We start from the raw sequence: 26,503 nt of genomic DNA, 5'->3' as shown, positions 1-26,503 counted from the left end.
ACGTCCTGGTCTTCCCCGGCGTCTTCCGCGGCCTGCTCGACGCCCAGTCCCGCACCGTGAACACCGACATGATGCTCGCCGCCGCCCGCGCCCTCGCCGACGTCGTCCACGGCGAGGAACTCAACGCCAACTACATCATCCCCAGCGTCTTCAACGCGAAGGCCACGGAAGCCGTGGCCTCGGCGGTCAAGCGGGCGGCACTGCAGCTGCGCGAAACGGCCTGACCCAGCTGATGCGCAACCTCATGCCCACCTGACCGGCCCGGACGCGACCGGCGGCCGGCCCCACCCGACCGGGTGGGGCCGGCGGCCGCCGGTGGGACGGCGCCGTTCGCGTTACGGCGCGATCCCCACGAGCCGGTCGGTCAGGGTCATCAGGCGTTCGCGGGCCACGGCGTCGTACGTCTGCTCGTGGGCGCGGGTGTCGGTGAACCGGTCGAAGTAGCGGCCCGTCGTGGTCTCCAGGGCCGGGTCGGTGATCAGGCGTACGGTGGGCCGTACGCCCTCTTCGACGGTCGTGACCGGGGTCAGGCCGTACGCGCGCAGGCCGTCGGTGTCCATCAGGTGGGCCGGGTGGAGGGCGTTGACCGTGACGCCGGTGCCGTCGAGCTCGGCGGCCAGGGCGAAGGTGGCCATGAGGAGGGCCACTTTGCTCCGGCAGTACGCGCGCAGGCCCTCGTAGTCGTGCTCCATCATGACGTCGTCGAAGTCGATGGCCTCTTGGCCGATCGAGGCGACGTTGACGACGCGGGCGGGCGCGGAAACCTTCAGCAGCGGCAGCAGTCCGCGTACGAGGGCGTAGGGGGCGAGGTGGTTCACCGCGAACCGCAGTTCGTGGCCCTGGCGGCTCAGCTCACGGTGCAGCGGCTCGGCGCCACCGCCCGCGACGGCGTTGTTGACCAGTGCGTCGAGCCGGGGCTCGGCCGCACGCACGGCGGCGGTCATCGCGCGCACCTGGTCGAGGTCGGACAGGTCGGCGAGGTAGGTGCGCACGTCGCCGCCGCCGGCGAGGGCGGCGGCTTCGGCGGCGACGGCCTCCAGGCGGGCGCGGTCGCGGCCGTGGAGCAGGACGGTGTGGCCGCGCGCGGCGAGGTCGAGCGCGATGCCGCGGCCCAGTCCCTGGGTCGCGCCGGTGATCAGAACGGTGGTTCGCTTCATGCCGGCAAGTGTGCTCCGGCGGGCCCGGGGGGTGGGGAGAGCGTGGTGAGCCTGGTGGCCATGCCACCAGGCAGCCGTCCGTCCGACGTCAGGTGCTGAGCAGGCGGTTGAAGAAGGACCGGTAGCGGCGCAGGGCCATGCGCAGGGCCTCGGTGTCGGCCTCCTCGCCCTGGCTCCACTGGGCCTCCAGCTCCTGCTTGTGCTGGGCGAAGGTGGCGGCCAGGGTCTGCATGAGGTCGGCGACCAGCGTGTCCGCGGTGTGCACCGCGTCCCGGGGGTCGTCGACGAACCTGCTCTGGGTCTCCTGCCAGCGTCCGCGGAAGTCCTCCTCGTCCTCGGGGGGCAGCAGGCGCAGGGTCTCGCCTTCCCCTTCTTCTGTTTCTCCTTCTTCTGTTTCTCCTTCTTCTGTCTCTGCTTCGTCCGTCGTGGCCTCCTCGGCCGCCGGCTCGTCGAGCGGCACGCTCTCGCCCGGGTAGACGGGTGCCCCTGCGATGTCCTCCTCCGGCTCGGGTGGTTCTTCGGTCCGGGGCTGGGCGATGTCCTCGGTGGACAGCTCGCCGCCCGTGGTGTCGGGTACGTCGTCGTTGCTGCGCATGATCTTCTCCGTCCGGTCAGGCGTGGGCGCGGTGGGTGCGTCCGCCGTCGGAGAGCAGTTCCTCGAAGAGGGCCCGGTAGTGGACCATGGCGCCCCGCAGCTGCTCGGTGGTCACCTTGCTGTGGGTGGAGAGTGCCTCGACCTCGTGGGCCGCACGGTAGTGCTCGAGGGTGCGGCCGTGCTCGACGGACAGGTCCGCCAGCTGCTGCTCGTAGCCCTCGGTCGGGTAGCCCCGTTCGCGCATCAGGGAGCTCACCAGCTGGTCCGCGTCGTGGACGGCGGCCTGCGGCCGGTCGACGAACTCCTCCTGCACGCCGTTCCACTGCCGCGCGTACCGCTCGCGCGAGGTGTCGGACAGGGGCTTGATGTCCAGTTCGTCGTGGCGTTTCTCGCGCGCCCGGAGCTCCCGCTCGCCGGCCCGCCGGCTGTCGGCCTGCTCGACCGTCCTGTCGTACTCCGGCCCGAAGCGGCTGCGGAGGCGGCGGCGCCGCGCGAGGGCCGTCGCCGCCACGGCGATCAGGGCGACGACCACGACCACCGGGATGACGATCTCCAGAAGAGTCGCTGTCGACATGGGGCCGCACCCCCTTCCGGTAAGGGTTCCCTCCCCCATTCTAGGAACAGAAGTACAATTCTGGACTTTTCCTTACCAAGGGGTTACGGACCAGCCCGCCCCGCAAGACGTCAGGCGGCGGCGAGCACGGCGTCGACGGCATGTCGCAGCGCGGCCGCGGCGCGGGCCGGGTCGTCGAGGTAGCCGCCGGTCATGGTGCCGTCGCGCAGCAGGACGAGGGTGTCGGCGGCGTCCTCGGCGCGGGGGTGGCCGGCGTCCTGCAGCAACTGGACCAGCCGCGCCCGGAACCAGCGCCGGTGCTCGGCGACGGCCTGGCGGACCGGGTGCCCGGCGTCGGGGTACTCGGCGGCGGCGTTGATGAACGCGCAGCCGCGGAAGCCCGCACCGCAGGCCTGCTTCCCCAGCTCCGCGACGAGGGCGGTCAGCACCTCGCGCGGGCCGCGGGCCTGTGCGGCCAGGGCGTCGGCCCTGGCCCGGACCGCCTGGTCGCGGTCCTCGACGTAGGCCCGGACCAGGGCGTCCTTGGTGGGAAAGTGCCGGTAGAAGGTGGCCTTGGTGATGCCGGCCTCGGCGATGAGCCTGTCGACGCCGACGGACTGGATGCCCTCTTCGTAGAACAGCCGAATGGCCGCCTCCAGCAGGCGCTCCCGCGGCGGGAGGGCGGTGGGGCGGGCGTCCTGTCGCGTCTTCGGTGCCATGGATTGACATTAACAGAACGGTCTGTCTACCTTAAGCGTCACCCGCAGAGAGACAGAACGGTCTGTCTCTGAGAGGACGTGACGCCATGACCCCGCTCTACACCGCCGTCGCCACCGCCCACGGCGGCCGCAACGGTCGTGCCACCACCGCCGACGGCATGCTGGACCTGCACCTGACCCACCCCAAGGAGCTCGGCGGCAGCGGTGAAGGCACCAACCCCGAGCAGCTCTTCGCGGCCGGCTACGCCGCCTGCTTCACCAACGCCCTGCACACCGTCGCGCGCCGCATGAAGCTCGACGCCTCACAGGCCTCCGTCACGGCCGAGGTGAGCCTCGGGGCCATCGGCGAGGGCCGCTACGGGCTCGCGGTGACGCTGCGCATCGAGCTGCCCGAGGAGCTGCGCGGCGAGACCGGGAACCGGCTCGTCGAGGCCACCCACCAGGTCTGCCCGTACTCCAACGCCACTCGCGGCAACATCCCGGTGGACCTCGTCGTGGCGTGACGTGGTGGCGTGAGCCGGCGGATCTTCCTCACGCTGCGCCACGGCGCCCCGTAGGGGCGCGGGGAACTACGCGACAAGCCACGACGCGCCCGCAGACGAAGCGCCGTGCTGCGCCCGGCTCCCCGGGGTGGCGCGTTCGGCTGCAGGCCGTCGGTGGCCGATCGCGCAGTTCCCCGCGCCCCTGACGGGGCGCCCTCATATACCGTCAGCTCTACCGCTGCGAGCGCCACTTCGCACCCATGCCGCAAGGAGCCGCCGTGAGAAGAAACCGCATCGCCACCTTACTGATGGCCGTAGTGGCCCTGATCGGCACGGTCCTCCTGATGCCCGCCGGCACGGCGAGCGCCGCGGGGCCCTGCGATGCCGCGCCCCGCTGGGTCGCCGGGACCTGGTACCCGACGGGCACGGTCGTCCGGTACACCGACGGCCACTACTACATCGCCGAACACGACAACCCCGGCTACGACCCCGTCATCAGCACCTGGTACTGGGACCCGTACACCTGCCAGGGCGGCGGCACGCCCGGCGCCTTCCCGGTGAGCGAGGCGCAGTTCCAGCAGATGTTCCCGGACCGCAACGCCTTCTACACGTACAACGGCCTGGTCAGCGCGCTGCGCGCCTACCCCGGCTTCGCCACCACGGGCAGCGAGCAGGTCAGGCGGCAGGAGGCGGCCGCCTTCCTCGCCAACGTCGCCCACGAGACCGGCGGGCTCGTCCACATCGTCGAGCAGAACACCGCCAACTACCCCCACTACTGCGACCGGAACCAGCCCTACGGCTGCCCGGCCGGCCAGGCCGCCTACTACGGCCGCGGCCCCCTCCAGCTCAGCTGGAACTTCAACTACAAGGCGGCGGGCGACGCTCTTGGCCTCGACCTGCTCCACAACCCCTCGCTCGTCCAGAGCGACGCGGCCGTCTCCTGGAAGACCGCCCTGTGGTACTGGAACACCCAGCGGGGCCCCGGCACGATGACCCCGCATGATGCCGTCGTGGGCGGTCACGGATTCGGGGAGACCATCCGCAGCATCAACGGGGCCATGGAGTGCAACGGCCGCAATCCCGCACAGGTGCAGAGCCGGGTGGACAGCTACCGGCGCTTCACCGCGATCCTCGGGGTGGCACCGGGCGGCAATCTGACCTGCTGATCCCCCGCGCAACCCGCGTGATTCCCGCCGGGAATCACACGGGCGCCCCCCGGATTCCGGCTCAAGCCGCTGCGGCGCCGAACCACTGCGGCAGCCGGTCCAGCAGTTCCTGCTGGTCCTCGCCGGCCCAGGCCACGTGGCCGTCCGGCCGCAGCAGCACCGCGGGGGCGTCGAGCTCCTCGCTGACGTCGACGACGTGGTCGACCCGGTCCGCCCAGCCCGCCGCGGAGAGCCGGCCGGTCTGGTCGAGCAGGAGCCCGCGGCCGCCGCGCATCAGCTCGTACAGGCGGCCCCGCTTGAGGCGGACGTCCCGCAGCCGCCGGCCGAGCAGGTCGTGGCCCTCGCCGAAGTCGTAGCGGACCCCGACCGCGGTGATCTTCTCGATCAGGTGGCGGTTCACCTCCTCGAAGTCCATCAGCTCCGCCACCAGCCGGCGTACGGACCGGGCGCCCGGATCGGTGGACATCAGCAGCATCTGTGCGCGGGTGTTGTCCAGGACGTCGGCGGCCACCGGGTGCCGTTCGGCGTGGTAGCTGTCCAGCAGCCCCTCCGGGGCCCAGCCGGCCACCTCGGCGGCCAGCTTCCAGCCGAGGTTGAAGGCGTCCTGCAGGCCGAGGTTCAGGCCCTGCCCGCCGGTCGGCGGGTGGATGTGCGCCGCGTCGCCGGCGAGCAGCACCCGGCCGGCCCGGTAGCGCTCGGCCTGCCGGGTGGCATCACCGAACCGGGAGAGCCAGCGCGGCGCGCGGGCCCCGAAGTCGCTGCCCGCCACGGCCCGCAGCTGCTGCCGGAAGTCCTCCAGAGTGGGCGGGACGGTGCGGTCCTCGGCCACCCCCGCGGCGGGTACGACGACGCGGTACACCCCGTCGCCGAGGGGCATGAAACCGAACCGTGTCTGGACCTTGCGCACTTCGGCCATCACCGCCGTCAGCTCCTCCTGCGGCGTGGTCAGCTCCATCTCCCCCAGCAGCGTCTCGACCCTGCTGGGCTCGCCGGGGAAGGCGATGCCGGCGAGCTTGCGGACCGTGCTGCGGCCGCCGTCGCAGCCGACGAGGTAACGCGAACGCAGCCGTGTGCCGTCGGCCAGGTCGACGGTCACCCCCTCGTCGTCCTGGTCCAGCCCGACCACCTCGCAGCTGCGCCGGATCTCGGCGCCGACGGCGGTGGCGTGCTCTTCGAGCAGGCGGTCGGTGACGTTCTGCGGGATGCCCAGGACGTACGAGTGCGCCGTGTCCATGCGCTCGGGCCACGGCTTGCCGATCGCGGCGAAGAAGCCGGGGAAGCCCTCGTACTTCGTGCCGTTCTCGAGGAACCGCTCCAGCAGGCCCCGCTGGTCCATCACCTCGATGCTGCGCACGTGCAGTCCCAGCGCGCGCACCATCCTCGCCGGCTCCGCCTCCTTCTCCAGGACGACCACGTGCACGCCGTGCAGGCGCAGTTCACTGGCCAGCATCAGCCCGGTCGGTCCACCACCGGCCACGATCACGTCGATCATTACAAGCCCCCCCCGTTCCCTCAGGTTCTGTCATCGGCCGGTCATTCTGCGGCACACCGGGGGCCTTGCGGCAAGGCCCCCCATGCGCTATAGGTTGTAAAGGGCGGGAGGTATGGCCTTTTTCTTCCGGGCCTCTCCCGGGCTTTCTCTCGCGGGATCGAAATCCCCTGGCGCCCTGCCCCCACCCTCCCCTTACGTTGTGCGCATGAAGCCCGCGTTCCCGCTTGTCACGGCCCGTTTGCACCTGCGTCCCTTCACCACCGAGGACACCGACGACGTCCTCGACTACCAGCGGCGGGCCGACGTCGCCCGGTACATGCGCTGGGAGCCGCGCGACCGCGCGCAGTGCGCGCAGGCCGTGGCGCAGATGGCGCGGGAGACGCAGCTGCAGCGGGCCGGCGACTGCCTGAGCCTGGCGGTGGTCCTGCCCGAGGAGGGGCGGGTCGTCGGGCAGGTCGAGCTGGTCTGGCTCAGCGAGGAGCACCGGCAGGGCGAGGTCGGGTACGTCTTCAACCCCCGTTTCCAGGGCCGGGGACTGGCCACCGAGGCCGCCCGGGAGGCCCTGCGGCTGGGCTTCGACGAGCTGGGCCTGCACCGCGTCGTGGGCCGCTGCCACGCCCGCAACACCGCGTCCGCCGCGCTGCTGGAGCGGCTGGGCATGCGCCGCGAGGCGCACTTCGTCGGCACCGAGCGTTTCAAGGGCGCGTGGCGGGAGGACTACGTCTACGCCATGCTCCGCAGCGAGTGGCAGGCAGCGAGGAGCTGAACGGCCGGGCCGTGCCGGCGGGTCAAGCCCGCGGGCCGTCCTTCGCCGGTGGTAGCAGCCGTGCGAGTTCGTCGAGCAGCGCGACGACCCGCCGGGCGCGGTCGGGGTCCGCGACGGCCCGGGCGATCGCCTCGTCGGCGGGGCGGTCGGCCCGGGCGCGTACGGCCCGGCGTGCGCGGTCGGTCAGGCGGACCAGGGTCCGCCGGCCGTCGGCGGGGTCGGCCGCCGTCTCCAGCAGGCCGCGCTCGCGCAACCTGCTCACGGATGCGGACACATGACTCTGGGCGAATCCGGTGCGCGCCACGATCTCGCGGACCGAGCAGTCGGGGTAGCGGAACACGTCCGCGATCACGGCCGCCTCGCCGGGGGTGATCGCGGTGGGCCCGGCCTCGTCGATGACCTGTCTGCCGAGCTCGATCAGGCGCCTGCCGAGGCCGAGCAGCTGCATTCCGTCCATGGCCTGAATATACCCGTACTACATCGGTGAAGATATATCGCTGGCGATGTAATGTGCGGAGCATGACGACCCCGCAACCGCTGAGCGCCGTGTCGAAGACGGCACTGGCCGTGGCCCGGGTGCGCGCCCTTGAAAGCGCTGCCGGGAGCCCCCTGTTCACGGATCCGTACGCCGCGGCCTTCGTGGCCGCCTCCGACGAACCGATACGCCCGCAGCACCGCCCCGGGCCGCTGGCGACCGCCCTGATGCGCCAGACGGTCCTGCGGACCCGCTTCTACGACGACCGGCTCGTCGGCTCCGGCTGCGACCAGGTGGTGGTGCTGGCGGCCGGGCTGGACACCCGCGCCTACCGGCTGCCCTGGCCCGCCGGGGTGCGCCTGTACGAGCTCGACCTGCCGCCGGTGTTCGCGTTCAAGCACCGGGTGCTCGCCGCTGAGGGCGCCGCACCGCGCTGCGAGCGCACCGCCGTGCCCGCGGACCTGCTGACCCCCGGCTGGGCCGACCGCCTGGTCGGCGCCGGCTTCGACCCCGCCCGGCCGACCGCCTGGCTGATCGAGGGCCTGCTGGTGTACCTGACCGCCGAGGAGGCGGCCACGCTGCTGACGACCGTCGGCGAGCTGTCCGCCCCGGCCAGCCGGCTGGCCCTGGAGCGGGGACGCAGCGGAAAGACCGTCGTCGACGACCCGTCGGTCGCGCACATCACCTCCCTGTGGAAGGGCGGCCTGGGCACCGGCACCGCCGGCTGGCTCGCCGCCCACGGCTGGTCCACCGAGGAGCACCCGCTCCACGCGGTCGCGGCCCACTACGGGCGCCCCATGGCCAACCCGTCCGGCACCGGCTTCATCACGGCCCTGCGCACTGCGCCCAGCGCCCCCTAGGGGCGCGGGGAACTGCGCGACAAGCCACGACGCGCCCGTAGACGGAGTGCCGTGCTGCGTCAGGGACGCAAGGCCATCAGCAGATCGACGACATAGCTCTCCTCCACCGCCTCGGTGGGGAACGCTTCGCGCAGCAGCCGGCGCTCCTCTGCGGCGAAGGCGCGGTTGGCGGCCTCGTCGAGGACGAGGAACGCCGAGCGGCTGGTGATATTGGCGAGGTGCACGTCCAGGGACACCGCCCGGCTCCAGCGCACCTGCCGGCGTACGACCCGCAGACCCGACAGGCCCGCGAGCCGCACGGCCTCGCCGTCGTCGGGCAACCTCCCCGGGCGCGGGGGCACTTTGCAGTGGTGGGCGATGCGCTCGTGCTGTGCACGGATCCACGGCACGTCGAACGCCGTGGTGTTCCACCAGAGGGCGAGCACCCCGCCCGGGCGCAGGACACGCAGTGCCTCGGGGACGGAGCGTTCGACGTCCGTCCACTGCCAGGACTGCGCGTAGGTGAGGAGGTCGTGGGAGCAGGGGGCGAGGGGCAGGGCGTTGCCGTCGCCCCGGACGACGGGCACGTCCGGCAGCGTCTCCCGGCACCGGGCGGCCATCGGCCCGCCGGGTTCGACGGCGACGACGTCGGCGCCGCGCTCGCGCAGGAGGCGGGTGGCGATTCCGGTGCCGGCGCCGACGTCGGCGACGCGGGCGCCGGCCAGCGGGCGGCCCATGGCCTCCTCGACGGCGTCCAGGACGTCCGGCGGGTACGAGGGCCGGCTCGCCCCGTACGGGGCGGCGGCCGCGTCGAACGCGCGGGCGCGGGGGTCTGCGGCCACGGCGTCGTCAGCGTCCTTCGGGTGCGTCGGGGCCGAGGAGGTCGGCGATGCGCAACAGGGCGGGCAGGGCGGCCCGGATGGCGGCGCGGTCCTCGTCGGGCAGGGCCTGCAGGGCGCTGCTCAGGCGCTGTTCGTGGGCGGCGTTCCAGGCGGCGAGCTGGTGGCGGCCGGTGTCGGTGAGGGTGACGGCGGAGGCGCGGCGGTCCTTGGGGTCGGTGGCGCGGGCCACCAGACCGGTGTTGATCATTTGGGTGACGAGGCCGCTGACGGTGCTGAAGGCCAGGCGCTGGCGGGTGGCGAGGTCGCCGACGCGGGCGGGTGAGTGCTCGGCGAGGGCCTGCAGCAGTTCGACCTGGGCCATGGGCAGGCTCTCCCACGGGTAGTCGGTGCGGATGGAGGCGCGCAGGGAGCGCCGCAGGCGGGTGACCGCTTCGGTCAGCTGCCGGGCATCCGGTTCACCGGAGCCTGCCGGTGCGTCATGGGCCCGTTGGGGCCGGGGCTGCGGCGACATGGCCGCCACTGTAACCGGCGGCTTTCACGCCGCTCGCCTCCCCCGGCGCGGAAGGGGCCGGGTGGGCGGCGTCCGTACGGTGGCGGCGAGGGCGACCGCCGCGGATGCCAGCAGGACGAGGACGGGGCCGTGCGGGGTACGGGCGCCGGTGCCCGGAAGGCGGAGGGCCAGGGTGACCAGGGCGACGCCGAGGGCGGAGCCGGTGGCGCGGGCCATGTTGACGAGCCCGCCGCCCGTACCGGAGCAACGGGCGGGTACGGCCGCCATGATGACGGCGTTGTTGGCGGGCAGGAAGACCCCGAGGCCGAGGCCGAGCAGCACCAGGGCCGGGGGGAGCGTCGCCGCTGTGAAGGGCAGGACGTACAGGGCCGCCAGGGCCGCGAGGACCAGGCCGGCGCCCAGCAGGCAGCGCGCCCGGGGGCTCCACCCGCGCGGCAGCGTCCTGTCGGCGGTGGCGGCGGCCGTCGCGAAGCCGGCCGGCAGCCACACCAGCACCAGCCCGGCGCCCAGGGCGTCGGTGCCGTGGGCGATCAGGACGAGGGGGACGAGCACCATGGGGCCGAAGAGGACCAGGTAGCCGCACAGGGCCCCGGCGAGACCGGCACGCACGGGCCGGGGCCGCAGCAGTTCCGGCGGGAGCAGGGGGTGCGTCGCCCTGCGCTGGCGCCGGACGAACCCGGCGCCCGCACCGGCCGCGTCGAGGAGCGCGGCGGCCGCCGGCCGGTGCGGGGCGGGGGCTGCGGAGAGGGCGGACAGGGCGAGCAGGGCGCTGGTGGTGGCGAGGGCGAGCAGGGCCGTCCCCCGCAGGTCGAAGCCGGGCGTGACGTGCCGCTGCCGCGTGCGGGGCAGCAGGAAGTGGCCCGCGACCACGGCGACCAGCCCGACGGGAACGTTCAGGGCGAAGATCCATCGCCAGCCCAGGGTGGTGACCAGCGCTCCCCCGGCGAGCGGGCCGAGCGCGAGCCCGAGGGCCTGAGCGGTGGCCTGGACGCCGAGGGCGGCCCGCAGCCGGCCGGGTGGCGCGCTCGTCGCGACCAGGGCGACGCTGTTGGCCTGCATCAGGGCCGCGCCCGCGGCCTGCACGACGCGCAGGGCGATCAGTACGGGCAGGGTGGGGGCGAGGGCGCAGCCGGCGGAGGCGGCGGTGAAGACGACGAACCCGTACAGGTACAGCAGTTTGCGCCCGTGGGCGTCGGAGATCCGGCCGGCGGGCAGGAGCAGGGCGACGAGGGTGAGCAGGTAGGCGAGGGAGACCCAGGTGACGGCGGTGAGGGAGGCGCCGAAGCCGGTCCGCAGGTCCGCGTAGGTCAGGCTGACGATGCCCGCGTCCAGCTGGCCCATGAAGGCCCCGAAGCAGACGGTGGCCACGGCCAGCCGCCAGGCCGCGGGGTGGGTGCGTATGCGTTCCGGCCGCGGCCGTTCGCGCATCAGGGCGCCGGGAAGCCGGACGGTCCGCTCCGCGCGCACGTCGCTGGGCATCGTGTCTCCTGTCCGCAGGTCCCCCCGCCTCCCAGGATATATCGGTCACCGAAATACTTGGTGACCGATGCAATGGCGGCGGCCTGGGCCTGACGATCGCCACGGGCCGGGCCCGCGTCTCGCGACCGCCGGCGGCGCGTCGGCCGGCGGCCCCGAGTCGGTGTCACCCGGGTGGCCCCTTGCGCCGGTTGGTTCCGCCCCGGCGAGTGGAACGCATGGCATGGCGTGGCCCGCCGCGGGCAGACGCGTCGGCACACGAGCGAAGGGACATCGCATGAGCCACGGCGGAAACGTCATCGAGGAGCTGACCACCGACCATCGCGAGGTGGAATCCCTCTTCCAGCGGATCCAGTCGCTGCCCGCGGAGGACCCGCAGCGTCGGGCCCTGGCGGACGAGCTCACCATCGAGCTGGTACGGCACTCGGTCGCCGAGGAGGAACACCTGTACCCGGCCGTGCGCGCGCACGTGGACGACGGGGCCGCGCTGGCGGAGAAGGAGATCTCCGACCACGCACGGGTGGAGCGGCTGCTGAAGGACCTGGAGAGCGCCCGGCCCGGGGAGCACGCGTTCGAGGCCACGCTGGAGCAGCTGCGGGAAGAGGTGATGCAACACGTGGCGGACGAGGAGAGCCGCCTGTTCACCCTGCTGCAGGACGCCTGCTCCGCCGAGCAGCTCGACAAGCTCGGTGACAAGGTCCGCAGGGCCAAGAAGACGGCACCGACCCGGCCCCACCCGTCCGCCCCCGACAGGCCCCCGGCCAACAGGATCCTGGCGCCCGGTGCGGGCCTGGTCGACCGCGCCCGCGACCTGATCACCGGCCGCGGCCGCTGAGGCCGCCCGCGGCGGGCGGACGGCCTGCAGATGTCTTCCGGGACCGGTGCCACCGGCCGGCAGTGCCGGCCGGTGGCACCGGTCCTGACGGTCACGCCGAAGGCAGCTCCTCAACGACCTGATAGAGCGCCGGGCTTGCCGACACCTTCACGTTCGGGTCGTCCTCGAGGGCGCGCATCCGGGCCTGGAACTCCGGATGGGACATGGCCGCCTCCCAGGCCTCACGGCTGTCCCAGTGGGCGACGTTGACCAGCTGGAAGCGGGCCTGCGAGGACACGGCCCGGTGCAGCCGTGAATCGCGGAATCCCGGCGCAGTGCTCATGATGCGTGCGCGCTCACGCCATTGAGCGATGAACGTGTCGACCTGCTCGGCAGGTACCTCGATGACATTGATGAACGTGACCGACGCGTCACCGGTCGGTTTGCTGTCCTGACTCATGAAGCGCATGCTCCTACCTCAACCGCACTGGAGGTCAAGGCTGCAGGGCCGGGCCGCCGTCGTGAACTACTTGGCACGTATCTTGCGACCCTTCGGCGGCTCGCATTCCGTCGCGGCGGCAATGAAGGGCTTGAGCGCATCATGGAGCTTGTTCAGCGAGTCGGGCCCGAGCTCGATCTGGTAATACTGGACAGACGGGATCAATCTGGTTTCGAATTCGCCGCTTCCGTCCTCGTCGTCCTTCGCGGCCCCGACCCGCACTTCCATGCCCGGGACGGCGAACGTGTGCAGATGGACGTCCCCGGTCACGGTCGGATCGAGGTCGTCGTAGGATTCGACCTTCACCCATGTCTCCTGGGTGATGGACCGGCCTCCCACCGTCAATGTTCTGCCTCCCTTCCGCACACCCGGCTCACCTTGCCGCGATTCGTCCACTTCAATAAACCTGGTGCCCATCAGCGCCCCTTCTCAAGAACGAGCAAATCCTAGCCCTTGCCGGATAGTTGCCCTCCATCGGAAGGCGGCAGGGCCTGTGCTGTTCCGAGCATCAAGCGCCTCGGCAATGCGGTGTTCGGCATGCCGGCATCGCAGGAGGAATCTCAGCCGTTGGCCGGCGCCGGGGGGCTTGCCTTCGGCAGGCCCCCCCTCGTCCCCGCGACCATGGCGTCGCCGATGGACTGCCCCGCCGATCCCGCCGTCCGTCCGATGAACTGCTGGACGCCGGAGGTCGCCCCCCTCAGGGCGCCGCCCGCCCGGTCGACGGCGGACAGGGTCCGCCCGAGCTCGTCACCCCCGCCCGGCGCGCCGCCCGCGGCATGGGCGACGGCGCCCGGGCCGGTGACCCCTGCGCTCAGCGCGGCCGCGGTCAGGGCAGTTGCCGCGAGGACTCGTCGCATCCGGACTCCTTCAGCCGATTCCGGCAAGACGGGCGTTTGTGGCAAGAACGAGCCGGAGGAGCGTCCGGACACGCCCCCGTTCACGGCTCCACTTGCCTCTTTCAGGTGATTGCCGTCGATTGTCGTGATGGGGTGATTTTCTGTCGCTACGGTGATCGGGCCAACGGGGGCCGGGGTCGGGGTCGGCGGTGGGGGTGGGCATGGAGCTGGGGTACTGGCTCGGGCGGGGAGTCGAAGCCTTCCGGGAATGGGCGCGAACGTACGGCGAGTTCGCGACGCACAGCGCGATGGCGGTCGACGAAGCAGCGTGCGAGGTGGCGTTCGAGGAGCTGACCGCCCGGCTGCGCGGCAGTTACCCCTTCTTCCACCCCTGCTACGCAGGGCAGATGCTCAAACCGCCGCACCCTGTGGCGGTCGCCGGCTATGCGGCCGCCATGCTGGTCAACTCCAACAACCACGCGCTGGACGGCGGACCGGCGACCTCCGTCATGGAGGAGGAGGTGGTGGAGCAGCTCGCGAAGATGGCCGGTATGGCGTCCCACCTGGGGCATCTGACCAGCAGCGGCACCCAGGCGAACCTGGAGGCCCTGTTCGTCGCCCGCGAGAGCCGTCCCGGCACGGCGGTGGCTGTGAGCGCCGAGGCGCACTACACGCACGCCCGGATGTGCCACCTGCTGGGCGTCCCCGTCTGCACGCTGCCGGTGGACGATCGCGGGTGCATGGACATGGCCGAGCTGGAGCGGCTGCTGTCCACCGGGGACGCCGGCACGGTCGTCGCCACCACGGGTACGACGGCGCTGGGTGCCGTCGATCCCCTGCACCGCATCGTCCCGCTGGCACGCCGGTACGGGGTGCGCGTCCATGCGGATGCCGCCTACGGCGGCTTCTTCCGGCTGCTGGCCGACGGAGGACCCGACGGGCGGCGGGCGCCCCTCGCGCCGGAGACCGGGGAGGCTCTGCGGGCGATCGCGCAGTGCGATTCGGTGGCGATCGATCCGCACAAGCACGGTCTGCAGCCGTACGGTTGTGGAGCGGTGCTGTTCGGCGACCCGGACGTCGCCCGCTTCTTCCGGCACGACTCGCCCTACACCTATTTCACGTCGCGCCGGCCTCATCTGGGGGAGATCGGCCTCGAATGCTCCCGCTCCGGCGCGGCCGCCGCCGCTCTGTGGCTGACGCTGAAGCTGCTGCCGCTCACCCCGGACGGGCTCGGGGCGGTGCTCGCCGCCGGGCGGCGGGCCGCCGTCCGCTGGGCCGAGCTGATCAGCGCCTCCGCGTACCTGGATCCGTACCAGCCTCCCGAACTCGACATCGTGACGTACCACCCGGCCGCCCCGGGGGGTTCGCCGCCGCGCCTGTCCCGCGTCGGCGTGGCGAGCAAGGAGGTGATGCACCGGGGGATGAACGCCACGCAGGACCCCGTCTTCCTCAGCGTCGCCCGTGTCACCGCCGGCGCGTTCACCGCCCGCCGCCCCGATGCCGTCGCGGACGACGACACCACCCACGTGTTGCGCAGCGTGCTGATGAAACCGGAGAGCGAGCTGTATCTGGAGCGCCTGCACCAGCGGGTGGAGCAGCTGGCCAAGGCGTCGTGGCCTGCCCCGCAGGTTCGGCTCGCGGCACATCAGCCGGGGCAGGAGCGGCCGTGCGAGAGGTGAGTGAGCCCGTGCGTCCTGCCGGGCGGGCCGCGGGGGACATCGAGGGCATCGACGCGCGGACCGGTCTGCGGCTCCTGGCCGGCCTGGTCGACGAGGTCGTGTGGCTCGACCACTGCCCCGCCGTGAGCGCCTCGTTCCAGCCGGCGCCCGCCTGGCTGCGGCACGAACCGGTCTCCGCCTGGCAGCCCTTGCCGGCGCCCCCGGCCGGCCGGCCGCCGTGCCCGCCCGATCCGCGCCGCATCTGCGTGTCCTTCGCTCCCGAGCACGGCGACAACGCCCGGACCTGGGCCCGTACGCACGGCTACCGGCTGCTGGCCCCGGACGCCGGCGTCACGGCGTGGGCCGCCGACAAGATCAGTGCCACCGGGCTGTTCGCCGAGGCCGGGGTTCCCGTCCCGCCGTTCCTGGTGATCCCCGCGGCCGGCCGCGAGCCGGCGCAGGCGTACTGGAGCGGCCGGTGGCGGCGGGCCGTCGCGCAGCGGGCGGCGAACAACCTCCTCGGGCGCGGGACGGTCCTCGTCGACGGGCCGTCGGCCCTGGGGGCCTGCCTGGACGCCTGGCCGGACGAACCCGTCAAGCTCAGCCGCTTCGCTCCCGGGATCTCCCTGACCGTCACCGCGTGCGCCGGGCCGGACCGGACCGTCGTCTCGGCGGTCTCCCACCAGCTCGTCGGGCTGGCCGAGCTGGCCGCCTCCTGGGGCGCGCACTGCGGCAACCAGCTCGTCGGCCCGGCCGACCTGCCCGAGGGGCTGTACGGGCAGGCCCGAGCCGCCGCGCACCGGGTGGGCGAGGTCCTGCGAGGACGTGGTTTCCGCGGTGTCTTCGGCCTGGACCTGGTGGAGGACGGCGGCCGGCTGCGGGCCGTCGAGGTCAATCCGCGCTTCCAGACGGTCGTGTCCCTGGTCCAGGCGGCCGAGGGCGCGGCGGGCCTGCTGCCCTCCCTGGGGCTGCACGTCCTGTCCTTCCTCCTTCCCGCCCTGCCCCCTGCGGCCGCCGCACCGCTGCCGGCCGGCCTGCGCCACAGTCAGCTCGTGGTGCACGCCCCTGCGGACGCCGTGGTGCGCCGCCCGGCCCCGACGGGGCGCTACCGCAGGGACGGACGCGCGGTGACGGGACCGCTGCCCGGGCCGCCCGTGGTCTCCCGGCTGGCCGACGACGAGGCCCTGTGGTGGGCCGTCGCCCGCTCCGGGCCGGTGACCGCGGGCCAGGAGCTGGCGCTCGTCCAGTTCCCGCGGCCGGTCGCGGGGCTGCGGCCCCGCCCGCACCTGCGGCCCGGCGCCTCGGCCTGGATCGCGGCCCTCGCCCGGGACGCGGAGAAGGAGGACGGGACCACCGCGGACGAGCCCGACCCGCTGCCCCCGCTGCGGCTGGACGAGCGGCGGATGCGCGAGGCAGGACGCCACGCCGTCGAACTCGTCATCGACCGGATGACCACCCCCGGCTCCCGGCCGCCCTGCCACGCCCCCTCGCCCGGCGCCCTGCGGGCCCGCCTCGACGAGCCCCTCCCCGAACACGGCACCCACGACCTGCCCGGCCTCCTCGACCACGTCGCCGAGCGGGCACTCGCCGAGGCGACCCGGCTGGACCACCCGCGCTGCTTCGCCTTCGTGCCCTCCACCGGCAACTTCCCGGCCGTGCTCGCCGACGCGCTGGCCTCCGCCTACCTCTCCGTCCCCGGCGCCTGGCTCGTCGGAGCGGGCCCCACCCGGATCGAACTGACCACCCTGCGCTGGCTGAAGACGTTCCTGGGCCTCCCGGACGGTCACGGCGGCCTGTTCGTCAGCGGCGGTTCCACGGCGAACCTGACCTGTCTGGCCGTCGCCCGCGACCACCGGCTCGGCGGCCGGCCGCAGCCGGACGCCCGGCTGTACTGCTCCTCCCAGGCGCACCCTTCCGTCGCCCAGGCGGCGCACCTTGTGGGCCTCACCCGCGAACAGCTCACCGTCCTGCCCCCGGACGACGCCCTGCGCCTGGACGCCGGCGCCCTGGCGGAGCGCATCGGCCACGACCGGCGTGCGGGGCTGCGTCCCTTCGCCGTCGTCGCCACGCTCGGCACGACCGGCACGGGGGCCGTCGACCCGCTCGACCGCCTGGCCGACGTGTGCCAGGAGGCAGGCCTGTGGCTGCACGTCGACGGCGCCCACGGCGCGGCCGTCGCCGGCACCTCACGCGGTCACCCTCTGCGGGACGCCCTCGGCCGGGCCGATTCCCTCACCGTCGACCCGCACAAGTGGCTGTTCCAGCCCTACGAGATCGGCTGTGTCCTGCTGCGGCGTCCCGAACTGCTCCCGGAGACCTTCGGCGTGGCGCGCCACGCCCTGGACCAGGGGTATCTGCGACCGGCCCATCCGGTCGACCCGGCCTGCGAGGAGGTCAACCTCTCCGACTACGGCCCGCAGCAGAGCCGCGGTCTGCGCGCCCTGAAGCTCTGGCTCTCCCTGAAGACCTTCGGCGCCGCAGCCTTCCGCCAGGCCATCGAGCAGGGAGCGGGCCTCGCCGAGTACGCCGCCGGGCTCGTCGAGGCCCATCCCGAGCTGGAGCTGGTCACGCCGCCGAGCCTCGCCATCCTCACCTTCCGCTACCGGCCCCGGGACGCCTCGGCCCGGGACGCCGACGCGGCGCAGGCGCACATCAGCCGCAGGGTGTGCGCCGACGGCGGAGCCGTCCTGCTCACCACCACGGTGCGAGGAGCCACCGTGCTGCGCATGTGCACCATCAACCCCGCCACTACCCGTGCCGATGTCGCATACGTCCTGGACCTGGTCACCCGCTACGGCCGCGAGACCTGACACGACGAACGGCCGCGCGGTCAGACGATCACCAGCGCCGACGGGCCGGTGATCAGGCCCACCCCGCCCTTCGCGACGCACTTCAGCGGATCGAGCGTGGCCTGCAGCCCCGGCGAGGCCACCGTCCGTCCCGTGAACTTCCCCTTCGTCACCCGGCCCACGACCAGGACGACCGCCTGCCCGGCCACCTGCTGGACGTTCCCCATGCGGTACACGACCGTCGTCTGCTCCCCCGTGTTCCAGGTGATCCGCTCGACAGTGGTCGCATCGGAGAAGAAGCAGCCGTTCCACCCGCCGCCGCTGATCGAGGACGTCCCCGACCGCAGCGCCGGGTCCGTGGAAACACAGCTGTACGCGCCGCTGCCGCGGATCCGGGTCCGCTGCGCCGCCGTCGACAGGCCGGGCGAGAACGAGATGGTGTTGCTGCCCGCGCAGCTCACGGCAGCGCGCGATGCGTGTGCCGACGCGTCGGGCGCCGCGTGCAGCAGCGCGGCCAGCGATGCCGCCACCACGCACCCGAGCCTGTGGCCCCACGAGAACCGTCCGCCCATGTCTGCCCGCCCCTCCCGCCATGCCACCGCGTACCGACGGCAGCATCCTTGCGTTCCGGCCTGCAGGACGTCCGGCGCACGACGCGGAAACCGGCGACGAGCAGCAGCACGGCGTCCCCGGGCGGCGCGGGAGTCCGCCCGCACGCCCCGCGCCGCCGTGATCAGACGGAGGCGGTGATGCGCGCCCGGGTGATGAGCCGGTCCAGGAGCGAGAGCAGGCAGCCGCGGACGTCCTCCCGGGAGCGGGCGTCGAGCAGGAGGACGGGGGTCTGCGGGTCCTTCAGGTGGAGGGCGGCCCTGATCTCCTCGGCGGTGTACGACTGCTCGCCGTTGAAGCAGTTCGCGCCGACGATGAACGGCAGCCCGCGGTTCTCGAAGAAGTCGATGGCGGGGAAGCTGCGGTCCAGCCTGCGGGTGTCGACCAGGACGATCGCCCCGAGCGCCCCGTGCAGCAGGTCGTCCCACATGAACCAGAAGCGTTCCTGGCCCGGTGTGCCGAAGAGGTACAGGACCACTCCGGCGTCGGCGAGGGTGATGCGGCCGAAGTCCATCGCGACCGTGGTCGCCGTCTTGCTCTCGATGCCGTCGAGGTCGTCGACCCCGACGCCCGCGGAGGTCAGCCGCTCCTCGGTGCGCAGCGGGTCGATCTCGGAGATCGCCTCGACCAGGGTCGTCTTGCCGACACCGAAGCCGCCGGCTATGAGGATCTTGACGGGGGACGCTTCCGCTGCGGCGGTGCCGGCGGTGTCAGAGGCGGGCAAGGTTGTCCTTGATTTTCATGAGCAGGTGGACATTGGAGGTCTCGGAGGCGTCCAGCGGCGGCCGGTGGCGGATCAGACCGCGCTCCAGCAGCTCGCCGAGCAGGACCACCATGGGAGTCAGACGCATCCCCATCCGGGCGGCGATCTCGGCGACCGCCCGTCCGTTCGGCGGCGCGCACATGGTGAGGATCTCCTGCCATTCGGTGGGCAGGCTTCCGTGACCGTGGCCGTGCTTGGCGTCCGCGGCTGCCGTGATCACGGTGTCCATCGTCAGAGCGTGCCGGGATGCAGCCGTACGCCCGTCGGTGAGGGCGTACAGCCGCGTCCGGCGGCGCCGTCCGGGCCGGGGGTCGGTCGCCATTACGCCGTGGGCGCTTGCGAGCGCTCGGGGGTGTCCAGCCACTCGCCGAGCGCCTGCGCGGCGCGGACCGTCTCGCCACCCAGTTCTCCGAGCCGTGCCTTGCGGGAGGCCACGACGATCAGCGTGCTGCCCGATCCGCACCCGACGATGCACAGGTACCGCTCGTCCATCTCGACGAGTTGGCGGATCACCCCGCCGCCGTCGATCTCGCGCGAGATGGCCTTCATGGTGGAGGCGATACCGGAGGCCGCCGCGGCCACCCGCTCGGCCTGGTCCCGCTCCACCATGTAGGCGCTGAGCTTGATCCCGTCGTTGGCGAGGAGCACGGCTCCCTGGATGCCGGCGATCCTGCTCAGGTTGTTGTCCAGGATGCTGTAGATCGCATCGTTTTGTGTCGTCGTCATGGCTGGTCCTGTCGGAGCTCGAGTTCCACTTGCCGGGTGCTGTCTTCGTAGTCCGCCCAGGCGTCGGCCACCTCTTCGGGCGTGGCGGCGTCCCGGGCGACCGGTTCGGCCGCACGCGGCTCGCGCAGCGGCCGGGCGATGTGGGTCTGCGGGATGCGCTCGGGGAGGGCCGGCCGGCCGGGGACCTCCCCCGGGACGCCGGGGCCGGGGGCAGGGGCGGGGCCGGGGGCGGGGACCGGAGCGGGGGCGTTTGCCGGAGCACTGCTCCGCTGCCGCACGACGAGCTTCGGCAGCCGCTCCTCGGCGGGCCGCGGCAGGGGCGCGGACTCCTTGGCCGGCTCGGGCGCCGCGGCGCTCGGCCGGGCCGCCGGCACGAGGTGCTCACTGGGGACGATCACCACGGCGGACGTTCCGCCGAACGCCGACCGGCGCAGCGTGACCGTCGCACCGAGCTGGTCGGCGAGGTGGCCGACCACGAAGAGGCCGAGCCGGTGCGCGTTGCGGGCCAGTACGGAGTACGGCGGGGCCGAGTGCAGCCGGTCGTTCATCTCCTCGTACCTCTCGGCGCTCACCCGGGGGCCGCGGTCCTCGATCTCGATGCACAGACCGTCGCCGACCAGTTCGGCCCGGATGGAGACCCGTGCCGTCGGCGGGGAGAAGCGCGTGGCGTTGTCCAGCAGCTCTGCCAGGAGGTGGCTGAGCTGGCTGATCACGCCGGCCTCCACGCTGGTCTCGTCCATGGCGTGCCGGTCGATGCGCCGGAAGTCCTCGACCTCGGCGGCCGCCTCCCGCAGCAGGTCGGCGATGCGCATGGGCTCCATGTGCGGGTCGGAGATCTCGCCGCCGGCCAGGATGAGCAGGTTCTCGATCTGCCTGCGCATGCCCACCGTGAGCTGATCGGACCTCATGAGCTCGGCGAGGAGTGCCTCGTCCTGGCCGAAGGTGTCCTGGATGTGCTCGGTGAGGGCGAGCTGCCGGCTGACCAGGTTGCCGGTCCTCGCGGCGATGCCGGAGGCGAACACGCTGAAGCCCTGTCGCTCGTCGGCGAGCTTGCGGTGTCCCTCGACGGATACGGCGACGGCGCGGGCGAAGGCGTCGCTGATCCGTCCGACCTCGTCCTGTTCGCCCCTCGGCCGCGGCAGTGCGTCGGTGCCGACGTCCTCTCCGCGCTGGAGGCGCTCCACGATGCCCGGGAGCGTCTCCTCGGCGACCGCCACCGTGCGGTCGTGGAGGGAGCGCAGGCGGCGCAGGACCGAGCGCGTGGTGAAGGCCACGACGGCGACGACCAGCAGGAGGGCGGCACCACTTGCGGCCACCAGCAGGACGACCTGGTTCTCCAGCTGCGCCGCGCGGTCGTCGGCGTGGTCGAGCAGCTCCTGCAGCTCGCTTTCGTCGAGCGTGTTCAACTGGGCGGAGAAGGTGCCGTGGGCCGCCCGCCAGTCGCCGACGTCCGGTGGCAGCACGACGCCGGAGGGGACGTCCCGGTGCTCGGAGACGATCGCGTTCTCGATGCGGGACTTGGTCTGCCAGGCGTTCGAGGTGAGGATGCGCTGGAGGGCGTCCTGGTCGTCGAGGGGCAGGTCGAGGGTGATCGTGTCGTACAGGTAACCGCTCGCGCCCACGGCTTCGACGAATTCACGGAACCTGGCGGATGTCAGCTTTGCCGAGGGGCCCGCCAGCGCGAGGATGGCATCCTCGCGAGCCACCGCCTCCGCTGCCGAGAACAGGGCCACGAGGGAGGCCGCCTCCTGCGCGAGCCCGCCGTCGTCGACGTGGTTGAACTCTCCGAGGCAACGGATCGTTCCGCTGATCACGTCGGTGTAGTAGTCGACGGCATCGTCCGGGCTGCCGCGGCGTGCGTCGGCGCGTTCGCGCTGAGCGCCCAGGTCGGCCAGTCGCCGCGTGATGTCGCGAAGGCGGTCCTTCCCTCGGTCGGAATGGATCTGATCGGGGTCCGACGACTTCAGGAACACGGCCACGGCCCGGTCGGTGTCGGCCCGGCGGTCGCGCAGGTCGGCACTGGAGACGGGCGTGCCGGACCACCACCCGGCGGTGACCGCGCGCTCGGACTGCAACGCGGTCATGAGCCGGTACAGGGGTACGCCGGTCTGCCGGCCGGCCACCACGTCCTTGCGCAGATGCCGGGACTCCTGCACCGAGCGGTCGGAGCTGATGAGAACCTGGACCCCCATCGCCACGGTGGGCACCACTGCGAGCGAGACGAGCAGGGTGCGCAGGCGCACGGCCCGTCGTCGCCTTCTGCGTACCGGCTCGCCCGGGCCTTCGGATCCTGTGGGAGTCATCAGTCCTCGTCAAACACAGCCGGCCATTTCCGAGTGGGTGCCGATCATAACCAGCCAACTCCAGAAGCATCGGTTGAGGTTGGTGCGCAGGGCTGGTAACGGCACTCACGAGGGGTTCATTGCCGGTTGCGTCGATTGCCGACTGTGCCCGGAGATCGAGCGGATCGCGCGCCGAGGGCACCAGGGGACGAGGCCGGCGAGGAAGTCCCCGCCGGCCTGCCTTCGCGCTTCCCACCGGTCAGAGCGGAAGGGCCCCCGCATCGATGACCTCCGCGTTCAGCTCGCACCAGGCGGTGGAAGTGCCACCGGAACGAGCGCGGTTGCCGAAGCGGAGGTACAGATGGCCGTCGGGTTGGTGACAGACGACGTACCCGGTGAAGGAGCTGCCGTGGCACGTGATCGATGCGCCGTGCCCCTGGCTGCCCCTGTGGTATTGCCACGAATCGCAGGAGAAGGATGACGCCGCGGTGTGGTCGGACGCCGAGGCCGAAGCGGGTGCTGCGCCGGTCACGGCACCCGCACCCGTGAGGGCGAGCACAAGGCCCGCGGTTGCGGCCCGGAAGCAGATTTTCATGTGCCCTCCTGTCGATGTCCTGTCGATGTCCTGTTCGATCGGTGCGGAAGGGGACGCTACCCCCGGGTACCCGCACCGGGTAGCACCGGATCCGCACCGGAACGGAGTTGGCCGGGAACGGTTCATTCCGCCCGCCGGCCCGCCCGGCTGGCCGGTCACCCCACCCGCGCGGCGAACGCTTCGTACGCCCTCTCGTCGAAGAGAACGAAACGGACCTCCTCCACCGTCGTCACCGCCTGGCGCACTGCCGCCACCGCGATGCGGGCGGCGTCGTCCATCGGCCAGCCGTAGATGCCCGTGGAGATCGCCGGGAAGGCAACCGTCCGCGCACCGAGCTCGTCGGCCACCCTCAGCGACTCGCGGTGGCAGGACGCCAGCAGCTCCGAGCGGTCCTCGGTCGCCGACCACACCGGGCCCACCGTGTGGATGACCCACCGGGCCGGGAGGCGGCCGGCGGGGGTGGCCACTGCGTGGCCCGTGGGGAGGCCCTTGCCGTAGTGGGAGGCGCGCAGGGCGCGGCAGGCGGCGAGGATGTCGGGGCCGCCGGCGCGGTGGATGGCTCCGTCGACGCCGCCTCCGCCGAGGAGGGAGGAGTTGGCGGCGTTGACGACGGCGTCGACGTGCTGGCGGGTGATGTCGCCGCGGGCGAGGGTGAGGGTGGTCATGGGTTCCATGGTCGCCCACCGCCCGTCGCACGGTATCGATCTTTCTTGCGTCCGGTCGCCTACTCGGTGCACCATGCCGCGATGGAAGGTGGATGATCCGTGACGGAACGTGACGAGAGCGGGAGCCGGACGGGCGTGGTCCGGCGGTGTGGTGACGGTTCGTCGTGATGGTGGTGCGGTGGCGGCCGAGGTCCGGTGAGGGGCGCGGTGCGGGGCGTCCGCCGGGCCTGCGGGAGCGGTGCGAGCAGCGGGTGCGGGCGCTGGGGCTGCCGCATGCGGAGGCTCTGACGGTCGAGGACGTCTGCGGGCACATCAGCCGCCTGCACGGCCGGCCGATTCATCTCATGGCCCTGGAGCTGCCGGTGGGCAGCCCGGACGGGCTGTGGGTCTCCGCGGAGAACGCGGACTACGTCATTTTCGAGCGCCGGCTGGCGCCGGTCCACCAGCAGCAGGTGATCCTGCACGAGATCGGTCATCTGGTGTGCGACCACGAGGCGGCGCCGGTGCTCTCGGCGGACTCCTCGCGCCTGCTGCTGCCCTCGCTGGACCCGGAGATGGTGCGCCGGACGCTGGGCCGCGAGCACGAGCACTCGGAAGTGGAGATGGAGGCGGAGCTGGTGGGGTCGCTCATCGGGCGCCACATCAGTTCCTGGACCGCGCAGCGGCCGTGGTCCGTGCCGCCGGAGGCGCAGGAGCTCGCCGCCCGGCTCGCCGCCCTTCAGTCCCCGACCCACCGAGGGAGAAATGAATAGCGTCCTGTATCCGGTCTGCGCCGTCGTCGCGTTACTGGCACTGCTCTACAAGGTGCGCGTGCTGCGCACCGACAGATCGCCCACGCAGCTCGCCCTGACGGGCAACTTCGTGCTCCTGTTCATCACGTACACCGTGTCCACACCGACCGTCTGGGTGGCGACCAGCAAGACCGTGGGCATCGTCAACTTCTCGGGTCTGCTCACGCAGAGCTGTGTGGTGCTGATGTCCGCCTGCCAGCAACTGGTGCTGCTGCACCTGACGTACGAGCGCGAGGTGGCCCGGCGCAAGGCCGTGCCGCGGCTGCTGGGGCTGGCGCTGGCCCTGGTGGCGATGGTGACGCTGTTCTCGGCGGCGACCGTCGAGCGGGAGGCGCCGAACGACTTCGCGCTCTCGCACGCGCAGTACTACCCGGCCTACATCGTCGTCTACTTGCTGGCCTATTCGGCGAACCAGATCGACGTCGGCCTGCTGGGCTGGCGCTACGCGAGGATCGCCGCCGCGCCGTGGCTGCGGCGCGGGCTGTACCTGATCGCGCTCACGCTGCCGTTCGCCCTGGTCTACAGCGCCTGCCGGGCGGCGGACGTCGTGGCGGGGCAGTTCGGCACGAGCGGGCGCGCCTGGGAGCCGGTCGCCCAGGTGTCCGTGACGATCGCCACGATCACCAAGACGGCGGGCTGGACGATCCCCGACTGGGGCCGGCACCTGAGCACGCTGGCCGAGCGGTGGCGCGACCGGCGGGCCCTGCGGCAGCTGTCCGGATTGCACCGCGAGGTGACGGCGCTGGTGCCCGAACCGGTGATCCCGCTGGACACGCGCGCCGACGTGCGCACACGGCTGTACCGCACGGTCGTCGAGATACGGGACGCCCAGTGGGCGCTGCGCACCTGGATGGACCCGGCCGTCGGGCACGCGGCGCGCGAAGCCGCGGCCGCGGCCGGGCTGGCGGAGCAGGACGCGGCCGCCGCCGTGGAGGCGGCCCTGCTGCGCGACGCGCTGCGGGCGAAGGCCGCCGGGAGGCGGCCGGAACAGCACGCGGACACCCCGCGCGTGGCCGAACCCGAGGACCTGATGGCCGAGCTGGACTTCCAGCGCCGGCTGGCCCGGGCGCTGCGCTCCAGCCCCGTCGTCGAGGAAGCCCTGACCACCCCGCCCCGCCCCCGTGCCGAGGAAACCGCATGACCTCCCCCGCGTCCCCGTTGCCCATGCCCTTCGACGAGGCGTTCTTCGCCGACCCCCATCCGGTGTACGCGCGGCTGCGCGCAGCCGGTCCCGTGCACCGGGTGGCGACGCCCGACGGTGCGCCCGTGTGGCTCGTCCTGCGCGAGGCGGACGTCCGCGCGGGGCTGACCGACGAGCGGCTGTCGGTGAACAAGGCCCGCTCGCGCAACGGCTACCGGGGCTTCGCGCTGCCGCCGGCCCTGGACGCCAATCTGCTCAACATCGATCGCGCCGACCACCTGCGGCTGCGCCGCCTGGTGTCCCAGGCGTTCACCCCGCGCCGCGTCGAGGAGCTGCGCGCGCGCATACGCCTCGCCGCCGGGCAGCTGGCCGACGGCCTGGCGGAGCGGGCCGCCGCCGGCGGGTCCGTGGACCTCGTCGCGGCGTACGCCAACCCCCTGCCGCTCGCCGTGATCGGCGACCTGCTGGACGTGCCGGAGGGGAGCCGGAGCGCGTTCTCCTCCTGGGTGGGGGCGATGTTCGACCCGGCGTACCCGGGGCAGGTCGCGGAGTGCGTCGGGCACATCCACCGCTTCCTGCTGGACCTCGTCGCGGCGCGGCGCGCCGCCCCGGGGACCGACCTGCTGTCGGCGATGATCGCGGCGCGGGACGAGGGCGACCGGCTGAGCGAGGAAGAGCTGGTGTCGCTGGCGTTCCTCATCCTCTTCGCCGGCAGCGAGAACACCCAGCACGTGATCTCGGGCGGCCTGCTGACCCTGCTGCGGCACCCGCGGCAGCTGGCCGAGGTGCGCGCCGATCCGGGCCTGCTGGAGGCGGCGGTGGAGGAGATCCTGCGCCACGCCCCGCCCAACCAGTGGGCCATCCGCCGCTTCCCCACCGAGGACGTGGAGATCGCGGGCGTGCGCATTCCGGCGGGCGACACGGTGATGCTGGGCATCGCCGCCGCGGGCCGCGATCCCGAGCGCCATCCGGAGCCGGACGTCTTCGACATCCACCGCGCCGACAAGCAGCACCTGGCCCTGGGGCACGGGCTGCACTACTGCCTCGGCGCGCCGCTGGCCCGCCTGGAGACACGGATCGCGCTGGAGACGCTGCTGGGGCGGTTCGCCCGCATCGAGCTGGCCGCGGCGCCGCGGGAGCTGCGGCGGCGCGCCTCCTTCCGGTCGCACGCGCTCAAGGAGCTGCCGCTCCTGCTGGGCTAGGCCGTGTCCGGCGGATCCCGTAGCGCCCCGTAGGGGCGCGGGGAACTGCGCGACAAGCCA

The 26,503-nt window shown here is 72.8% G+C and carries 30 protein-coding genes; 11 read left to right on the top strand and 19 right to left on the bottom strand.

Translation table 11 applies throughout. The features are described 5' to 3' along the window. Positions 1 to 224: malic enzyme-like NAD(P)-binding protein (locus tag ABD361_RS23680; protein ID WP_344437670.1), on the top strand; the 224-nt coding region annotated here is incomplete at its 5' end. 111 nt (positions 225 to 335) lie between these two features. Here ABD361_RS23680 and ABD361_RS23675 read toward each other — a convergent pair. From ABD361_RS23675 to ABD361_RS23660, 4 genes are all read right to left on the bottom strand, one after another. After that, the gene (locus ABD361_RS23675; protein ID WP_344437667.1) at positions 336 to 1,157 is read right to left on the bottom strand and encodes an SDR family NAD(P)-dependent oxidoreductase; all 822 of its coding nucleotides are present in this window, start codon (positions 1,155 to 1,157) and stop codon (positions 336 to 338) included. A gap of 88 nt (positions 1,158 to 1,245) precedes the next feature. After that, positions 1,246 to 1,752: a hypothetical protein gene (locus ABD361_RS23670; RefSeq protein WP_344437665.1), complete on the bottom strand. Its 507-nt coding sequence runs from the start codon at positions 1,750 to 1,752 to the stop codon at positions 1,246 to 1,248. Positions 1,753 to 1,768: 16 nt separating this feature from the next. Next, positions 1,769 to 2,326 carry a hypothetical protein gene (locus ABD361_RS23665; RefSeq protein WP_344437663.1) on the bottom strand — a complete coding sequence of 186 codons (558 nt, stop codon included), beginning with the start codon at positions 2,324 to 2,326 and terminating at the stop codon, positions 1,769 to 1,771. Positions 2,327 to 2,436: 110 nt separating this feature from the next. Continuing rightward, a complete protein-coding gene (locus ABD361_RS23660) occupies positions 2,437 to 3,024 on the bottom strand; it encodes a TetR/AcrR family transcriptional regulator (RefSeq protein WP_344437661.1) in 588 nt (195 codons plus the stop codon). A gap of 86 nt (positions 3,025 to 3,110) precedes the next feature. On the opposite strand from ABD361_RS23660, the gene ABD361_RS23655 reads away from it, so the two are divergent. Further along, a complete protein-coding gene (locus ABD361_RS23655) occupies positions 3,111 to 3,527 on the top strand; it encodes an organic hydroperoxide resistance protein (protein ID WP_344437659.1) in 417 nt (138 codons plus the stop codon). Between the two features lie 287 nt (positions 3,528 to 3,814). Continuing rightward, positions 3,815 to 4,672 (top strand): glycoside hydrolase family 19 protein, encoded by an 858-nt coding sequence (locus ABD361_RS23650; protein WP_425583303.1) that lies wholly within the window; start codon positions 3,815 to 3,817, stop codon positions 4,670 to 4,672. A 61-nt stretch (positions 4,673 to 4,733) separates the two neighbouring features. Here ABD361_RS23650 and rox read toward each other — a convergent pair whose 3' ends face one another. Beyond that, on the bottom strand, positions 4,734 to 6,164 hold the full coding sequence (gene rox, locus ABD361_RS23645) for a rifampin monooxygenase (protein WP_344437656.1): 1,431 nt from the start codon (positions 6,162 to 6,164) through the stop codon (positions 4,734 to 4,736). A gap of 205 nt (positions 6,165 to 6,369) precedes the next feature. Here rox and ABD361_RS23640 point away from each other — a divergent pair, with 205 nt between their 5' ends. Then, positions 6,370 to 6,930, top strand: coding sequence for a GNAT family N-acetyltransferase (locus ABD361_RS23640; protein WP_344437654.1), 561 nt, complete (start codon positions 6,370 to 6,372; stop codon positions 6,928 to 6,930). Positions 6,931 to 6,952: 22 nt separating this feature from the next. On the opposite strand, the gene ABD361_RS23635 is transcribed toward ABD361_RS23640, so the two are convergent. After that, entirely contained in the window at positions 6,953 to 7,387 is a 435-nt protein-coding gene (locus tag ABD361_RS23635) for a MarR family winged helix-turn-helix transcriptional regulator (protein ID WP_344437652.1), read from the bottom strand. A 62-nt stretch (positions 7,388 to 7,449) separates the two neighbouring features. Here ABD361_RS23635 and ABD361_RS23630 point away from each other — a divergent pair, with 62 nt between their 5' ends. Then, positions 7,450 to 8,265, top strand: a complete 816-nt coding sequence (locus tag ABD361_RS23630) for an SAM-dependent methyltransferase (RefSeq protein ID WP_344437650.1) — start codon at positions 7,450 to 7,452, stop codon at positions 8,263 to 8,265. Positions 8,266 to 8,324: 59 nt separating this feature from the next. Here ABD361_RS23630 and ABD361_RS23625 read toward each other — a convergent pair whose 3' ends face one another. From ABD361_RS23625 to ABD361_RS23615, 3 genes are read right to left on the bottom strand one after another with little or no spacing between them, the layout of a single operon-like run. After that, complete coding sequence (locus tag ABD361_RS23625; RefSeq protein ID WP_344437648.1) at positions 8,325 to 9,086, bottom strand: class I SAM-dependent methyltransferase; 762 nt, start codon at positions 9,084 to 9,086, stop codon at positions 8,325 to 8,327. 7 nt (positions 9,087 to 9,093) lie between these two features. After that, positions 9,094 to 9,597, bottom strand: coding sequence for a MarR family winged helix-turn-helix transcriptional regulator (locus tag ABD361_RS23620; protein WP_344437646.1), 504 nt, complete (start codon positions 9,595 to 9,597; stop codon positions 9,094 to 9,096). 24 nt (positions 9,598 to 9,621) lie between these two features. Continuing rightward, the gene (locus tag ABD361_RS23615; protein ID WP_344437645.1) at positions 9,622 to 11,076 is read right to left on the bottom strand and encodes an MFS transporter; all 1,455 of its coding nucleotides are present in this window, start codon (positions 11,074 to 11,076) and stop codon (positions 9,622 to 9,624) included. 274 nt (positions 11,077 to 11,350) lie between these two features. Here ABD361_RS23615 and ABD361_RS23610 point away from each other — a divergent pair, with 274 nt between their 5' ends. Next, complete coding sequence (locus tag ABD361_RS23610; RefSeq protein WP_344437643.1) at positions 11,351 to 11,908, top strand: hemerythrin domain-containing protein; 558 nt, start codon at positions 11,351 to 11,353, stop codon at positions 11,906 to 11,908. Between the two features lie 91 nt (positions 11,909 to 11,999). Here ABD361_RS23610 and ABD361_RS23605 read toward each other — a convergent pair whose 3' ends face one another. From ABD361_RS23605 to ABD361_RS23595, 3 genes are all read right to left on the bottom strand, one after another. Continuing rightward, entirely contained in the window at positions 12,000 to 12,347 is a 348-nt protein-coding gene (locus ABD361_RS23605; RefSeq protein ID WP_344437641.1) for an antibiotic biosynthesis monooxygenase family protein, read from the bottom strand. 66 nt (positions 12,348 to 12,413) lie between these two features. Further along, positions 12,414 to 12,692, bottom strand: coding sequence for a hypothetical protein (locus ABD361_RS23600; protein WP_344437639.1), 279 nt, complete (start codon positions 12,690 to 12,692; stop codon positions 12,414 to 12,416). A gap of 254 nt (positions 12,693 to 12,946) precedes the next feature. After that, the gene (locus ABD361_RS23595; protein WP_344437636.1) at positions 12,947 to 13,243 is read right to left on the bottom strand and encodes a hypothetical protein; all 297 of its coding nucleotides are present in this window, start codon (positions 13,241 to 13,243) and stop codon (positions 12,947 to 12,949) included. A gap of 200 nt (positions 13,244 to 13,443) precedes the next feature. On the opposite strand from ABD361_RS23595, the gene ABD361_RS23590 reads away from it, so the two are divergent. Together ABD361_RS23590 and ABD361_RS23585 are read left to right on the top strand one after the other, a co-directional pair. Then, on the top strand, positions 13,444 to 14,901 hold the full coding sequence (locus ABD361_RS23590) for a pyridoxal phosphate-dependent decarboxylase family protein (protein WP_344437634.1): 1,458 nt from the start codon (positions 13,444 to 13,446) through the stop codon (positions 14,899 to 14,901). Beyond that, positions 14,889 to 17,690, top strand: coding sequence for a pyridoxal-dependent decarboxylase (locus ABD361_RS23585; RefSeq protein WP_344437633.1), 2,802 nt, complete (start codon positions 14,889 to 14,891; stop codon positions 17,688 to 17,690). Before ABD361_RS23590 ends, ABD361_RS23585 begins: the two co-directional genes overlap by 13 nt. Before the next feature lie 20 nt (positions 17,691 to 17,710). Here the strand turns inward: ABD361_RS23585 and ABD361_RS23580 are convergent, their stop codons facing one another. The 7 genes from ABD361_RS23580 to ABD361_RS23550 form a co-directional block, all read right to left on the bottom strand. Continuing rightward, the gene (locus ABD361_RS23580; RefSeq protein WP_344437631.1) at positions 17,711 to 18,202 is read right to left on the bottom strand and encodes a hypothetical protein; all 492 of its coding nucleotides are present in this window, start codon (positions 18,200 to 18,202) and stop codon (positions 17,711 to 17,713) included. Between the two features lie 200 nt (positions 18,203 to 18,402). Further along, complete coding sequence (locus tag ABD361_RS23575; RefSeq protein ID WP_344437630.1) at positions 18,403 to 19,002, bottom strand: GTP-binding protein; 600 nt, start codon at positions 19,000 to 19,002, stop codon at positions 18,403 to 18,405. After that, the gene (locus tag ABD361_RS23570; RefSeq protein ID WP_344437629.1) at positions 18,989 to 19,363 is read right to left on the bottom strand and encodes a DUF742 domain-containing protein; all 375 of its coding nucleotides are present in this window, start codon (positions 19,361 to 19,363) and stop codon (positions 18,989 to 18,991) included. Before ABD361_RS23570 ends, ABD361_RS23575 begins: the two co-directional genes overlap by 14 nt. Further along, entirely contained in the window at positions 19,363 to 19,767 is a 405-nt protein-coding gene (locus ABD361_RS23565; protein WP_344437627.1) for a roadblock/LC7 domain-containing protein, read from the bottom strand. The genes ABD361_RS23570 and ABD361_RS23565 overlap by 1 nt, the downstream gene beginning before the upstream one ends. Further along, positions 19,764 to 22,010, bottom strand: a complete 2,247-nt coding sequence (locus tag ABD361_RS23560; RefSeq protein ID WP_344437626.1) for a sensor histidine kinase — start codon at positions 22,008 to 22,010, stop codon at positions 19,764 to 19,766. Before ABD361_RS23560 ends, ABD361_RS23565 begins: the two co-directional genes overlap by 4 nt. A 298-nt stretch (positions 22,011 to 22,308) precedes the next feature. Then, the gene (locus ABD361_RS23555; protein WP_344437624.1) at positions 22,309 to 22,644 is read right to left on the bottom strand and encodes a hypothetical protein; all 336 of its coding nucleotides are present in this window, start codon (positions 22,642 to 22,644) and stop codon (positions 22,309 to 22,311) included. Between the two features lie 155 nt (positions 22,645 to 22,799). Then, positions 22,800 to 23,309 carry an O-acetyl-ADP-ribose deacetylase gene (locus ABD361_RS23550; RefSeq protein WP_344437623.1) on the bottom strand — a complete coding sequence of 170 codons (510 nt, stop codon included), beginning with the start codon at positions 23,307 to 23,309 and terminating at the stop codon, positions 22,800 to 22,802. Between the two features lie 164 nt (positions 23,310 to 23,473). Here ABD361_RS23550 and ABD361_RS23545 point away from each other — a divergent pair, with 164 nt between their 5' ends. Genes ABD361_RS23545 through ABD361_RS23535 form a run of 3 tightly spaced genes read left to right on the top strand, consistent with a single transcriptional unit; the run spans position 23,474 to position 26,443 of the window. Continuing rightward, positions 23,474 to 24,061 (top strand): M78 family metallopeptidase domain-containing protein, encoded by a 588-nt coding sequence (locus tag ABD361_RS23545; RefSeq protein ID WP_344437621.1) that lies wholly within the window; start codon positions 23,474 to 23,476, stop codon positions 24,059 to 24,061. After that, entirely contained in the window at positions 24,054 to 25,241 is a 1,188-nt protein-coding gene (locus tag ABD361_RS23540; RefSeq protein ID WP_344437620.1) for an MAB_1171c family putative transporter, read from the top strand. Before ABD361_RS23545 ends, ABD361_RS23540 begins: the two co-directional genes overlap by 8 nt. After that, positions 25,238 to 26,443: a cytochrome P450 family protein gene (locus ABD361_RS23535; RefSeq protein ID WP_344437618.1), complete on the top strand. Its 1,206-nt coding sequence runs from the start codon at positions 25,238 to 25,240 to the stop codon at positions 26,441 to 26,443. Before ABD361_RS23540 ends, ABD361_RS23535 begins: the two co-directional genes overlap by 4 nt. The last annotated feature ends 60 nt before the right edge of the window (positions 26,444 to 26,503 follow it).

It is taken from the genome of Streptomyces luteosporeus, from assembly GCF_039532865.1.
In the GTDB taxonomy this organism is placed as follows: domain Bacteria; phylum Actinomycetota; class Actinomycetes; order Streptomycetales; family Streptomycetaceae; genus Streptomyces; species Streptomyces luteosporeus.
This window is presented reverse-complemented; position numbering and strand designations above follow the sequence as displayed.